Here is a 13,181-nt window from a genome sequence, read left to right as displayed (position 1 = left end):
CATGTAACTAGACCCGAATGATTACTCATTTGGGTCTTTTTCACGGATAGATCAGGCAAGAATGTATGGAAAGGAGATTTGATCTTCATGATTAGTGACGAACAGCTGGATGCTTACCGGGTTTCTGGAGAGAAGATCCGCGTTGTACGCGACGCTTTGGAGAGCAATGATGTGAAAGGTATTGTGCTCGCCTGGGACGAGTCTCAGGTGATGATACGCCGTCCCAATAAGCGGGTAGTGAAGCTTGACCGCAACTATATATTCCAGCGCTTTGCCGAACCTAGACAAGAGCCGGAGAACGTATAATTTATAAACACTAGCAAGAACAGCCCCCTCCATAGCGGAGGGGGCTGTTCTTATGATAAGTAAAGGACTTATATGGATAACGCCATCTGTTCCACAGTATCTTCCCGGGGGAGAACAGTAAGCTCAGGCGCCAGACCGAGATAGGCGCGCATGCGCAGCATCATTTCATTACGGAATCCGGGCCATGGGATATTCATCTCGCCAACATAACCCCGGCAAGAATACTCGGCTTCTACTCCCCGTTGATCCTGGCGGATAGTGGTGATCTTCAGATGATGGGAAGTAAGCTCACGGGTGACCTCCTGGAGCATAAGCGAAGTCTTCTTGGTTGCGCCGGATACCAGCTCCATATACAGCTGTGGGGTCTTGAACAATCCGCTCTTGCCGATGACCCGGCAATCGCGTTCAAATACTTTATGAATGAACGTTAGCAGCAAATAGCTTCTGACAAGGGACTTTTCGTCTTTGGTTATATCTTCTGGGATTGTTGGTGTATATAGTGGAGTTTTCTTGGTAGTCGCCATATAAATCACCTCATTTATAGTATGCGAACCTTTGTTCTCATTATACATCGTATTCACAAATAAAAGCAATATTTAACCAAAAATTTATGTATTAAAATAATTGCGGAAATATTGTTGACTTTCTCATCTTCAGATGATATGATCTATCTTGTGACTGCGCAAGAAAGTCATTAGAATATGCGGTCATGGCGGAATTGGCAGACGCGCTGGCTTCAGGTGCCAGTGATAGCAATATCGTGGAGGTTCGAGTCCTCTTGACCGCATCATGGTTTACACAAGCATCCCTTCTTTTGAAGGGATGCTTGTTTTTTTATGCCCGAATGCTCATATAATTGTTTTTTACTCTTTTCGGTTCACTGAACTTCTGATATCTTATAGAAGCCATATAATGGACGGGAAGGGTGCATATTACATGAAGATTGAAGCGTTAAGCCAGGAGAGAAGGAACGAGTTTTTGGACTTTTGCCGGAAGCACCGGCCGGATATTGATGATTCCTTTTTATATGAAGAGCAGCTTGCCGAGTTTGAACTGTCCGACGAGAACCCTACCTATGTGGCCATCAATGAGCAGGGATCGCTGGTTGCAGCCGCTTCACTGATTTTGAATGACTATAACCGGAGGGGACGGAAAGGCCAATTCCGGATTTTTCAGGCGGATACAGCTGAACATGCCATCTACCGGGAGTTGTTACAAGCTGTTCTACGGCATACGGCCGGCCTGGATAAGCTGAATATCTTCGTGCCAACAGTCAATACAAGAGAGACGCAGAATATACTGGCTGCCGGTTTTGCCGTGGAGCGTTATTCCTATTTGCTTGTACGGGATGAAGAATCTGTTCCTGATCTCAGCTTGCCTAACGGATACGACATTAAGGCTTTTCGGCCTGGAATCGATGAGCCTGTCTGGTGCGGGGTGAGAAATGCCGGATTTGCCAAACTGAAAGGCAGTGAAACACCGGCCACACCGGAAATGGTCACTCAGATGATCTCCCGCAAGAGCTACATTGAAGGCGGCCTCATGATCCTGTACCATAACGGGCTTGCTGTGGGTGTTGTCCGTGGAGCAGACGATGATTACCAAGGATCACCGATCATGAACATTGGGCCACTGGCTGTACTTCCGGAGTATCAAGGACAAGGACTGGGGAAAATTCTGCTGAGGGCGGCATTGCGGTTCGCCAAAGATCATTCCTATACGCAGACGGTATTGTGTGTAAATGCGGAAAATGATCGTGCCCAGGCACTTTATATTGGAGAGGGCTTCAAGCAGGTAGAGGCTGCGGCTTGCTTTGCCTTTGATTTGACAGCTAAAGATCAGAAATGATGAAGCGCCCGGGAGACTGGGCGTTTTACTTTTTTTAGGAAACTGACAGGATAACTAACGGGAACAGAAAGGAACATTTCAATGAAAACACTGGTCATAGTGGATGATGAGCCGTCTGTACTGAACGGTCTACGGAACTATGTGAACTGGGCAGCGCAGGGAATTGAGCTTATTGGAACAGCGGATGATGGGGATGCGGGACTCGAGCTGATCAAGGAGCTGAAACCGGATATCGTATTGACGGACGTGCAAATGCCGGCAATGGATGGAATCCGGATGGCAGCGGAGGTGCGCACCGTGCTGCCTTTCGCCAAGATTGTGTTCATTAGCGGTCATAATGACGCCGATTATTTGCGGTCTGCACTTCAAATCCATGCGGTAGATTACCTTCTGAAGCCCATACGCCGCAAAGAGCTTGCCGCTGTTATGGGCAAAGTTACAGAGTCGCTTGATGCAGAAGCCCGGGAACGAAGCCGGGTGAAAGAGATGCAGGTGAAACTGGCGCAGAGCCTGCCGCTGCTGCGCGAGAAGTTTCTTCTGTCCGTCATCAGCGACAGCATCCATCCGGCACATATCCGGGAGAAGCTGGAGTTCCTGGATTTGCCGCTGTTATCTGCAAGCGATTACATCATCATGGTTATTATGATTGATGACGTACCGCAAGTAATGGATACCCGGAGTGAACAGGACAAGCAACTGTTGTCCTATACGGTGCTGAATATTATTCAGGAATTAATCGACAAACAGATGAGGGGCATCACCTTTGAGAAGCAGCCCGGAGAATATGTAGGGATTCTGCTTACACCGGAGCTGAAGAAAGGGGATACCGATGAGACTGAGGAGACTGAGGAGCTTGAGGAGGATCAGTCCCCAGAGCAGGAGCTGCTCTTACTGGCGGAATCCATTCGCAGCAATCTGCGGCAATGGCTGAAGCTCAGCGTGACCATCGGGGTGGGCGAGGGAGTGAGCAGTCTGTCGGAGCTGCCGTCGTCCTATAAGCAGGCAAGAGGTGCGGCTGACCAGAAATGGTATCTGGGCAAAAACCGTATCCTGACTATGGATAAGCTGGAGACCGGTGATTATCTGCAGTACCGGTACGAAGCGGAGTGGGGTGAACGGGTGCTCTCGGCATTGAGATCGGGGGACTCAGAGCGGACATTGAGTGAGCTGGAGTGTATTTTTGCGCAGCTGGCCCAGAATCGCCGGCATGGTTCCCGTTACGCCCAGAACGTCAGTCTGCACCTGATCCTGCAGTCCGGGCAGGTCATGCTTGAGCTGAACGGGATGACAGAAGAGTGGGAGCAGAAGGAAATGGAGGCCTGGAAGCAGGTCATGCGCCAGGAAACGATGCGGGATTTGCTCCAGTATACCGCTGAATATCTGCAGGAGGTATGTGAGTACTCTCTTTTGAAGCGCAGTGGAAAGTCCAGTGACGTTATTGAACGGGTGCGCGTGCTGATCAGGCAGAGATATGCGGAGAATCTAAGCGCAGCCGACATCGCCGGAGGCGTATATCTCAGCCCTACCTATGTCCGGCTGCTGTTCAAGCAGGAAACTGGAGAAACCTTATTTGAATATCTAACCAAAGTGCGGATTGAACAGGCCAAAGAATTGCTGAAGAATCCACAGAATAAGTTATACGAGGTCTGTTATGCGGTGGGCTATACCGATCCCAGCCACTTTAGCAAGCTGTTCAAAAAAATGACCGGAAGTACACCAAGTGCATTCAGGGAGCTGCATAAATGAGTATGGCGTCTGAAATCATGCTGGTACAAACCGGGCAGACCGGGAGGGCTACACGATGACAAAGTTCTGGGCATATCTTACCGGTTTAAGTCAGGGGATACTTGCTGCGAGAAAATGGCTATTTGCTTATGTCCTGCTCATTCTTCTACCCGTTTCCATTATGCTGGGCTCCTTCTATCAGCGCTCCAATGACATGCTGGAGAAAGAGGTGACCCGGACGATGCAGCTTACGCTGAAGCAAGCGGGCATGAACCTGTCCTATAAGCTGAACCATATCCGCGACAGCAGCAATTCTGTTTTCATGAACCAGATTCTGTATGACAACCTGCTGCAAAAAGATAAGATAACCGACCAGCTGGGACAGATCAAGGAGCTGCGTAATCTGGCCGAAACTGCCCAGGAGAATCAGGATATTTTCCGTCTGCGGTTTTTTGCCGAAGCTTCCAGGATATATGGTGGAGACCGGATTAATCTGTATCCGTTAACGGATATGAATAAGTACCCCTGGTATGAAGCTGTGAAGGAAGCTGGCGGGGGGATTGTCTGGACGGGGATATATCCGGAAGTTTATAACGATTTTGGCGAAAAGAATATTTTCTCAGCCGCCCGCCTGCTGCGTAATCCGCGGGACTACGAGGAAATTGTCGGGATTCTGGTGATGGATATATCCGAAACCGTGGTGCAGGAGATTGTATCGGAGCTTCATTTCTCGGATCAATATACACCCTTCCTCCTGGACGGAGCCGGTAAGCTGATCTATGGAACAGATGAACCGGATCAGGGTGGGGATAGGGATGCAGAGGCAGGCTCGGGGGAAGCTGTGAATCCTCTTCCTGGAAAATTGCTTAACGAGATCGGCCATTCCGAAGAAGGCATTATCCAAAGAACTATTGGCCGCGACAACGTGAATGTGGTATACACCACTATTGGTACGACAGGCTGGAAGCTGGTGGCACAGGTATCGGAAGCAGAGATTTCGCACCGTGCTACGGCGCTCAGCCAATTCACCAGTATTGCCACCCTGGCAGGAATTACAGTGATGTTTCTTGTTCTGGTGTTTGTGCTGCTGATGTTCATGATCCAAAGCATGCAGGGCCGGGTGAAGATGATCCTGCGGATGATTCGCAAGGAGGGCATCGGCTGGCTGGAGGATCGCCGGTCCTTGCCGGACGGGGATTTCCGGCTGCTGGAACGCAGCGTTGACCATCTGATCCATAAGGTCAACAACCTGATGGAAGAGTCTTATCAGGCGAAGATACAAGAACGGGAAGCCCAGCTGAGGACGCTGCAGGCACAGATTAATCCGCATTTTCTCTACAATGCCCTGGATATGATCAATTGGTCGGCCATCTCCCATGATGCGGAGGACACCAGCGAAATGATCGAAGCGCTGGCACAGTACTTCCGTCTAAGCCTGAACAAGGGCCGTGATAATGTCACCATTGCCGATGAATTAGAGCTGGCCCGGGTATTCCTGGAGATCCAGCAGAACCGTTTTCCGTCTACGTTCACGTTCTCTATCCAGGCGGAGTCTGGGCTCATGCCATATATCATCCCCAAATTGACACTACAGCCGCTGGTGGAGAATGCGCTGCTGCATGGCATCCGCAAGACGAAAAACAAGCAGGGAACGATAGAAATCTCGGCGAGTCTGGAGAATGGCGATGTTGTGCTGATTGTTAAAGATGACGGTATCGGTATGGATCCTGAACAGGCTAACTGGCTGCTGCACGAACCTGCCTCTGGGCAACGGGCGGATGGATTGGAAGGGTCGTTCGGATTATACAATGTACATGAAAGAATCCGTTATTTTGCAGGGAACCGTTATGGTCTGTCTATCCATACCCAGCCTGGAAAGGGCACTGCCGTAACCGTTACTGTCAAAGCAACCCGGGCGGAATAAACGCATCTGCATTTACAGTCGCGAGAGACCAGAAATAATCAGATTACCCTCTACTAGCTGGGCCCCCTTCCTCAGTATAATCAACTCACAAGCAAATGGAGGTGATTGAACTTGGGTGCAGGTGCCACGGAGTTGAACCCGAAGAGCAGAGCCGCCGCGGCCCGAAGCAGGTCCGCCAGCAAATGGAGGTTAGCCTGGAGAAACAGGGATTATTATATGCTGCTGCTACCCGGACTTTTGTTTCTGCTGCTCTTCAAATATACGCCTTTATATGGCGTGCTGATTGCCTTTCAGGACTTTAATATTTTTGACGGCATCCGAGGCAGTGAATGGGTGGGGATGGAGCAGTTCCACAAGCTGGTCCAGTCCGATGAGTTCGGACAGGTGTTCACAAACACGCTGCTGATCAGTGTGTATAAGATCGTATTGCTGTTTCCCGTTCCGATCGTCATCGCCCTGGTGTTGAATGAGGTCCGGCTGATGTTTTTCAAACGGACGATCCAGACGATTATCTATCTTCCGCATTTTCTGTCATGGGTTATTATATCGGGATTGTTCGTGACGATTCTCTCCACTTCCGGGGGGCTCGTCAACAATATCATTCAGTGGTTCGGCGGAGAGCCGGTCAGTTTCTTTGTCAGCAACCAGTATTTCCGTAGCCTGGTGGTCTTCACTGCCGGGTGGAAGGAGGTAGGCTGGAATGCCATCGTCTTCATTGCCGCCATTGCCGGGATTGATCAGGAGCAATATGAAGCCGCTTCCATCGACGGGGCAGGCCGGATCCGCAGAATGCTGCATATCTCGCTTCCGGGGATTCTGCCTACGGTAGTGCTGATGTTCATTCTCCGTCTGGGCTCCGTGCTGGATGCCGGGACCGAACAGATTCTCACCATGTACAATCCGGTGGTCTACGAGACGGCAGATGTTATCGGTACCTTTGTATACCGGATCGGTCTTGGCAAAATGGACTACAGCTTCAGTACAGCAGTCGGATTATTCAACTCCGTAGTAGGTTTTATCCTCATTGTCTCCGGCAATTATCTCAGCCGCAAGCTGCTGAAGCGCGGGATCTGGTGAGGAGGAAAGGAGCAGGACAACCATGACAAAACGGACCAAAGGGGATTTTTTACTGGATACCGGAGTGTATCTATTCCTGATTGCCATCGGACTCATTATGCTGCTGCCCCTGGCGAGTGTCTTCTCCAAATCGGTCAGCGAAGAGTGGGCAATTACCTCCGGCAAAGTCGGCATTCTGCCTGTAGGGTTCCAACTCGACACCCTGATGCAGGTCATTTCCTCATCCCTGTTCATTCGGGCCTTCTGTATCTCCGTCGGTGTTACCGCTGTCGGCACGCTAATCTCCATCCTTATGACGGCACTTACCGCTTATCCGCTATCCAAACGCAATCTGCCCGGCATTTCCTTCATTATGGTGCTGTTCATCTTCACGATGCTGTTCAGCGGCGGACTCATTCCCAATTATCTGCTGATGCGCCAGCTGCATCTGGTCAATAATCTGTGGGTGCTGATTCTTCCCGGAATGATTAGCGTATTCAATATGCTGGTGATCAAAAGCTACTATGAGAGCCTGCCTGAAGCCCTTGAGGAATCCGCACGGATTGACGGAGCGAAGACTTACACGATTTTGTTCCGGATCATCCTTCCGCTTAGTATGCCGGTGATTGCCACGATTGCGCTGTTCTACGCCGTTGGATATTGGAACGATTATTTTGGCCCGATGATCTACATTAATGACACCGCACTGAAGACACTGCAATTGTATCTGCAGGATGTGGTGATGGACGCAAACAGTGCGAATCTTACGAACAAAAGCGTAGACGATCTCATGAATATGTCTCCGGAAGGCATCCGCGCAGCAACAGTGGTCGCATCTACGGTGCCGATATTGCTCGTATATCCTTTTATGCAGAAGTATTTTATCAAAGGCGTGCTGATTGGCTCGGTAAAGGGCTGAACTGAGATTGCAGAACTTATGGGGAGGTTTATTTCATATGCTAAATAGAAAATGGCTGACACTGTTGCTGTCTGCAGGGCTCGTGGCATCGATAGCCGGTTGTGGTTCTTCCGGTAACATGAACAAAGAAGGGGCAGCGGGAAGTGCAGCGGAGCAAACGGCTGGCACGCAAACGGAGAGCGGGGCGAAGCCGGAGCTGAAGACACTTAATTTATGGTCGAAGGATGATTACAACACGTACACGCTCGCCAAGGTGGTGGAAGAGAAAACCGGCTACAAGGTCAAATACGAGATGCTGCCGGCCGATAAGGCCATGGATAAGCTGAATCTGCTGATCTCCTCCGCGGAGCCTTACGATGTCATTACCATCTCGGGCGAAAAAGCAGTCTACACAGATTATGCCAAGATGGGTGCGCTTGTCGATCTGACCCCGCTGATTGACAAGTATGGCGAGAATATCAAAGCCTCGATCTCCCCCGAATCCTTTGAAGCTATGAAGGTGGACGGTAAAATATATGCCATTCCGAACCGGGCCTCCGAGTTTGCCGGCAGCAGTCTGATGATCCGCACAGATTGGCTGGATAAGCTCGGCCTCAAAATGCCTACAACCCTGGATGAATTAACCTCCGTCCTGAAGGCTTTTAAGGACAAAGATCCGGGGGGCAACGGTGATAAAGGCGCTCCGCTCTCCATTGACGGCGCAATGGCTACGATGGTTAATGTGACCGGAGCTTTCGGCATCGCCACGAGCTGGAATGTAGTAGATGGTAAACTGGTTGCGACACCCGTGCATCCGGGGTTTAAAGACTATCTGAGCTATATGGCTGACCTGTATAAGCAAGGACTGCTGGACAAAGAATTTGCAGTGAATAAAGACGCTACGCTGAAGGAAAAGTTCACCAGCGGCCGGGTCGGCGTGATCCCGCTTGCCTGGTATGACATTCCGGGCATTGCAGATGCCCTGACCAAGAACTTTCCGGATGCCAAATATGCTTATGTTCCGGCGTTGAAGGGGAAGGATGGGCAAGCGGGTATAGGGATGAGTGGCGGCTTTGACCGGCTGACCTTTATTCCGAAATCCTCGAAGCACCCGGAGGACGCCATCAAGTGGATCAATGCCAAGCTGGACAAAGATACCTTCAAGCTGATCGCGATTGGCGAGGAAGGCAAGCATTTCACTTACAAAGATGGGGTGTATAGCCCGATTCTGCCGCTGTTTACGGATGAACGCGGACTGGCGAGCAATTTTCTGACCGGAATTGATGAAAAGCTGTATCCCGTCTACTGGCAGGCCCGTGTGCAGAAAGACCCGCGTTTGTTCGCAGGCTTCACCTTCCTGAACAAGGAAATTCCTGCGGAATTCCGGATCTCTGATCCGCTGGCAATGGCTCCGTCCTTGCCGGAGTATTCCAAGAACAACGCATCTCTGAATCAGATGATCAATGATTTTGCTGTAAAAGTAATAGTTGGTGAGGAATCTGCCGATGCAGTGGCCGCATTCGTAGAGAAATACAATGCCGCCGGCGGAGAAGCCAGTGCCAAGGAAGTCAATGAGTGGTATGCATCCGTGAAGAAATAGTCAGGAGGGAAGCGCATGAACAGCTACAGAATGCGGAATAACGAAATTCCGCTCCAGGATTCCTGGGATGTCATTGTTGTCGGCGGAGGTCCATCCGGTTGTACTGCGGCTGCGGCTGCGGCGCGTGAAGGGGCGAAGACACTGTTGATTGAAGCCACTAGCAGCCTTGGGGGAATGGGAACCTCGGGACTTGTGCCGGCGTGGTGTCCATTCTCTGACATGGAATCGATCATCTATAGAGGCCTTGCGATGAAAGTATTTGAAACGTTGAAGGCGAAGATGCCGCATGTAAATAAGGATGCCATGGATTGGGTGCCTATTGAGCCTGAGAAGCTGAAGGTTGTCTACGATGAGCTGGTCCAAGGGGCGGGGGCAACAGTTCAGTTCATGACACAGCTGGGAGCGGTAGATACAGATGAGGATGGCAATGTTACAGCTCTGATTACAGCCAGCAAAAGCGGACTTCAGGCCTTGAAGGCCAAGGTGTATATTGACTGTACAGGTGATGCGGATGTTGCCGCATGGGCGGGAGCGGAGTATTTGAAAGGGGATACGGATACTGGTGAGCTGATGCCAGCTACACACTGCTTCACACTGGGCAATGTGGATGAGTATGCGTACCTCCATGGACCGATGCTCCATAACAATAACAAAACCAGTCCGATTTATGATATCCTCAGCTCTGGCCAATATCCGCTGATCCCGGATGCGCATATCTGTAACAATATCATTGCACCCCGAACGGTTGGTTTCAATGCAGGACATTTGTGGGACGTGGACAATACAGATGTTATGTCCATATCGGAGGCACTGATGCAGGGACGTAAGCTGGCTGCAGCCTACAGGGATGCCCTTGCTGAATATCAGCCAGCCTCCTTCGGGAACTCATACGTAGCTAATACGGGATCATTGATGGGCGTGAGGGAGACACGGAGAATTACCGGAGATTATGTACTTAGTGTGGATGATTACGTCAACCGCCGCAGCTTCGCCGATGAAATATGCCGTAACAGCTATTTCATTGATATTCACGGAACCGAGAAGGAGGAGAAACAGGCCGGAGGCAAGCAGGAAGTGATTAAGCGATATGGTCCCGGGGAGTCCCATGGGATTCCCTACCGGTGTCTGACCCCCCGTTCGCTCAAAAATGTGCTGGTAGCCGGACGCTCCATTTCGTGCGTACGCGAAGTGCAGGGCAGCGTTAGAGTCATGCCTGTCTGTCTGGCAATGGGTGAGGCTGCCGGGATTGCTGCTGCCATGGCTTCTTTGCAACCCCTGCCTGACGTCCATACTGTAGACACGGTTTCCCTCCGCAGACGGTTAAGGGAGGAAGGGGCGTATCTGCCGCTCACGGAAGCAGAAGATAAGGCGACTGGAGCGGCGACAATCAAGAGTATAGGAGACAGCGGCGGGGCTCTTTACCATTAAGGATAAGTTCACTTGATGGATCGCTTGAGCTTGCGGTTCATTAGAATGGCGTTGATCTCACCGCCAGCCAGGATGATGATGGAGCTGATGTACAGCCAGATCAGCAGAACCATGACTCCACCGAGGCTGCCATAGGTCTCAGTGAAACTGCTGAACTGGTTGACATAGATGGAGAAGAGGGTAGAGGTTATGATCCAGCCGATGGTGGCAAACATCGCGCCGGGCATAACCTCTTTCAGTGTGAGCCTGCGGCTGGGGGCAATCCAGTATAGCAGGGTGAAGACAATGAACATGATGAACAGTGGAACGGCATATTGCAGCAAGTCCCATATTTTCTGAAAGCCGTAAGGCAGATCGACCAGCAGGAAGACCTGTGTTTTGAGCCAGGAGCCAAGTACCAGCAGCAAAATGCTGAGCAGCACCACAAACCCGATAAATAGCGTGGCCAGAAAGGCAATACCGCGCACTTCCCAGAATACCCTGCTCTCCTCAATATCATAAGCGCGGTTAAGGCCTTTAATAATCGCGTTGATCCCCTTGGATGCGGCCCATAAGGTGGCCAGCATCCCAAAGGACAACAAGGCTTGGCTTCGGCCATCGGCTACATCCTTTAGAATTTCCTCAATAATAGAGATCGCCTCGGCAGGCATGATCTGTTCCAGATCACGGATTTTGTCCTCCACCGAGATATGGGCATACCCAATCAGCGTCATAATGAAGATCAGAAAAGGGAAGAAGGATAGGATTAAATAGTAAGTAAGTTGTGCGCTAATCCCCTGAACATCATCTAGTTTTATCTTTTGATACAGCTGTTTGGAAAAGGAAAAGGCTCTTCCGGCGGTAGTGTTCTTCATAAGTCCCTCCTCTGCTTATCCTATAATATGCTTATCGCATATATTTAACTCAACTTCCCGGCCTGGAATCAGCAGGTGAGGCGGGAGAGAACGTTCAGTTTATCCTAAAACCGGAATCCTGATATTTTCCCAGAGTATTCTATTTTTAATTTTTGATCCCCGTAATGAAGGATATCATAGTATTTAAAAGTATAGTCGGGTTAAATACAGGCAGGTGCAGAAGATGTTCATGTGAAGAGCTTGAGCCAAAGGAGAATGAGGATGAATTTAATGGAACCGGATTTCAAAAAGATCCGTAACTGGGTGTACCGCAATGCCCGGCTGGTTGACCTGGCAAGATGGAAGTTTCACTTCGAGGAAGGGACTGCAGACGCTGTGCTTGTTGCGTTATCGGCTTATCAGAATGAGGATGGCGGGTTCGCTCATGCACTGGAGGCAGATTCGTGGAACCCATGCTCCACGCCGATTCAGACAGCTAATGCCGTGGAGAAACTGCTGGAGATTCATTATGAGGATGGATCGCATCCAGTGATTCAAGGTATTCTACGTTATCTGGATAGTGGAGCTGAGATGGAGGGGAATACGTGGAGGAATGTGGTTGAGTCCAACAACCATTATCCGCATGCGCCATGGTGGCATACAATCTCGAATAGTACGGCCCACAGTATGTTCAATCCAACAGCCATTTTGGCCGGATTCATCCTGAAGTATGCGGACAGAAGCAGCAGGCTTTATCATCAAGGGATGGATATTGCCAGGGAATTGAGTACAAATTTCCTTATGGACTCTGGTCTAGAGATGCATCCGCTTAAATGTGTCGTTACACTCCTCGAGTGTATCTCGGAGGCGGGGTTGCAGGAACAATTGCCCTATACTCAGCTTCAGGAAGCTGTATTGGAGCAAATCACAGTATTAATTAAGCGGGAAGCGGGAGAGTGGAGCGGCTACAGCTGCAGACCCTCGGTGTTTATCAAATCACCGGAAAGCCCGGGTTATGCTGGCAATGCCGCTCTTCTTCATGAGGAGCTGGACTATCTTCTTCAGACAAGAAATGAGGAAGGTATCTGGAATTTGACCTGGAGCTGGGGCGCCTTCGAGCGGGAGTTCGCCATCAGTGAAAACTGGTGGAAGACGCATATCGTGATTGAGAATATGCTACTGCTGCGCTCGTTTGGACGTTTTTAGCAGAAGAACAGAGTGAATGTGGAGAAGAGGGTGATTGTCATCTAATATCTGGATGACAACGGACCTTCTGCGGCAGTGACTATATGTTAACCGCTCCATGCACGGAAGCGGCTCCAACAACGGCAGAAATGCCGTTGTTAACCGCACCGTGCGCGAAAGTAGCACCAACAACGGCAGAAATACCGTTGTTAACCGCACCGTGCGCGAAAGTAGCACCAACAACGGCAGAAATGCCGTTGTTAACCGCACCATGCACGAAATTGGTTACAATAACGGTAGAAATGCCGTTGTTAGACGCAGTATGGCCGAAAAAGGTGCGGTTATGCCGCGCTATCCGCCGTACTAGTAACATTAACG

General features: G+C 50.3%; 12 protein-coding genes and 1 tRNA gene. 10 read left to right on the top strand and 3 right to left on the bottom strand.

Going from position 1 to position 13,181, the window contains the following annotated elements:
• The first annotated feature begins 87 nt into the window (after positions 1-87).
• A complete protein-coding gene (locus ACAN54_RS10350; protein WP_379153704.1) occupies positions 88-306 on the top strand; it encodes a hypothetical protein in 219 nt (72 codons plus the stop codon).
• A 68-nt stretch (positions 307-374) separates the two neighbouring features.
• On the opposite strand, the gene ACAN54_RS10345 is transcribed toward ACAN54_RS10350, so the two are convergent.
• Complete coding sequence (locus tag ACAN54_RS10345) at positions 375-830, bottom strand: YhjD family protein (RefSeq protein WP_379153702.1); 456 nt, start codon at positions 828-830, stop codon at positions 375-377.
• Between the two features lie 179 nt (positions 831-1,009).
• On the opposite strand from ACAN54_RS10345, the gene ACAN54_RS10340 reads away from it, so the two are divergent.
• From ACAN54_RS10340 to ACAN54_RS10305, 8 genes are all read left to right on the top strand, one after another.
• Positions 1,010-1,093, top strand: a tRNA-Leu gene (locus ACAN54_RS10340).
• A gap of 149 nt (positions 1,094-1,242) precedes the next feature.
• On the top strand, positions 1,243-2,154 hold the full coding sequence (locus ACAN54_RS10335; protein ID WP_379153700.1) for a GNAT family N-acetyltransferase: 912 nt from the start codon (positions 1,243-1,245) through the stop codon (positions 2,152-2,154).
• Positions 2,155-2,235: 81 nt separating this feature from the next.
• Positions 2,236-3,900, top strand: coding sequence for a response regulator transcription factor (locus tag ACAN54_RS10330; protein WP_379153698.1), 1,665 nt, complete (start codon positions 2,236-2,238; stop codon positions 3,898-3,900).
• Between the two features lie 55 nt (positions 3,901-3,955).
• A complete protein-coding gene (locus tag ACAN54_RS10325) occupies positions 3,956-5,803 on the top strand; it encodes a cache domain-containing sensor histidine kinase (protein ID WP_379153696.1) in 1,848 nt (615 codons plus the stop codon).
• A 216-nt stretch (positions 5,804-6,019) separates the two neighbouring features.
• Positions 6,020-6,880, top strand: a complete 861-nt coding sequence (locus ACAN54_RS10320) for an ABC transporter permease (RefSeq protein ID WP_379154205.1) — start codon at positions 6,020-6,022, stop codon at positions 6,878-6,880.
• 22 nt (positions 6,881-6,902) lie between these two features.
• On the top strand, positions 6,903-7,778 hold the full coding sequence (locus ACAN54_RS10315) for a carbohydrate ABC transporter permease (protein ID WP_379153694.1): 876 nt from the start codon (positions 6,903-6,905) through the stop codon (positions 7,776-7,778).
• A 37-nt stretch (positions 7,779-7,815) separates the two neighbouring features.
• Positions 7,816-9,357 (top strand): extracellular solute-binding protein, encoded by a 1,542-nt coding sequence (locus ACAN54_RS10310; RefSeq protein ID WP_379153692.1) that lies wholly within the window; start codon positions 7,816-7,818, stop codon positions 9,355-9,357.
• Between the two features lie 15 nt (positions 9,358-9,372).
• Positions 9,373-10,785 (top strand): FAD-dependent oxidoreductase, encoded by a 1,413-nt coding sequence (locus ACAN54_RS10305; protein WP_379153690.1) that lies wholly within the window; start codon positions 9,373-9,375, stop codon positions 10,783-10,785.
• 8 nt (positions 10,786-10,793) lie between these two features.
• On the opposite strand, the gene ACAN54_RS10300 is transcribed toward ACAN54_RS10305, so the two are convergent.
• Positions 10,794-11,639, bottom strand: a complete 846-nt coding sequence (locus tag ACAN54_RS10300) for a YihY/virulence factor BrkB family protein (RefSeq protein WP_379153688.1) — start codon at positions 11,637-11,639, stop codon at positions 10,794-10,796.
• Between the two features lie 261 nt (positions 11,640-11,900).
• On the opposite strand from ACAN54_RS10300, the gene ACAN54_RS10295 reads away from it, so the two are divergent.
• Positions 11,901-12,824: a hypothetical protein gene (locus tag ACAN54_RS10295; protein ID WP_379153686.1), complete on the top strand. Its 924-nt coding sequence runs from the start codon at positions 11,901-11,903 to the stop codon at positions 12,822-12,824.
• A 79-nt stretch (positions 12,825-12,903) separates the two neighbouring features.
• Here the strand turns inward: ACAN54_RS10295 and ACAN54_RS10290 are convergent, their stop codons facing one another.
• Entirely contained in the window at positions 12,904-13,176 is a 273-nt protein-coding gene (locus ACAN54_RS10290; protein WP_379153684.1) for a hypothetical protein, read from the bottom strand.
• Positions 13,177-13,181 lie beyond the last annotated feature (5 nt).

The organism is Paenibacillus diazotrophicus, from assembly GCF_042610465.1.
The sequence above is the reverse complement of the archived record's forward strand: the minus strand, read 5'-3'. Positions and strand labels throughout refer to the sequence as shown.

Coding starts and splice junctions, on each gene's coding strand:
- ACAN54_RS10350 (WP_379153704.1), top strand. CDS start 88: ATGATTAGTGACGAACAGCTGGATGCTTACCGGGTTTCTGGAGAGAAG.
- ACAN54_RS10345 (WP_379153702.1), bottom strand. CDS start 830: ATGGCGACTACCAAGAAAACTCCACTATATACACCAACAATCCCAGAA.
- ACAN54_RS10335 (WP_379153700.1), top strand. CDS start 1,243: ATGAAGATTGAAGCGTTAAGCCAGGAGAGAAGGAACGAGTTTTTGGAC.
- ACAN54_RS10330 (WP_379153698.1), top strand. CDS start 2,236: ATGAAAACACTGGTCATAGTGGATGATGAGCCGTCTGTACTGAACGGT.
- ACAN54_RS10325 (WP_379153696.1), top strand. CDS start 3,956: ATGACAAAGTTCTGGGCATATCTTACCGGTTTAAGTCAGGGGATACTT.
- ACAN54_RS10320 (WP_379154205.1), top strand. CDS start 6,020: ATGCTGCTGCTACCCGGACTTTTGTTTCTGCTGCTCTTCAAATATACG.
- ACAN54_RS10315 (WP_379153694.1), top strand. CDS start 6,903: ATGACAAAACGGACCAAAGGGGATTTTTTACTGGATACCGGAGTGTAT.
- ACAN54_RS10310 (WP_379153692.1), top strand. CDS start 7,816: ATGCTAAATAGAAAATGGCTGACACTGTTGCTGTCTGCAGGGCTCGTG.
- ACAN54_RS10305 (WP_379153690.1), top strand. CDS start 9,373: ATGAACAGCTACAGAATGCGGAATAACGAAATTCCGCTCCAGGATTCC.
- ACAN54_RS10300 (WP_379153688.1), bottom strand. CDS start 11,639: ATGAAGAACACTACCGCCGGAAGAGCCTTTTCCTTTTCCAAACAGCTG.
- ACAN54_RS10295 (WP_379153686.1), top strand. CDS start 11,901: ATGAATTTAATGGAACCGGATTTCAAAAAGATCCGTAACTGGGTGTAC.
- ACAN54_RS10290 (WP_379153684.1), bottom strand. CDS start 13,176: ATGTTACTAGTACGGCGGATAGCGCGGCATAACCGCACCTTTTTCGGC.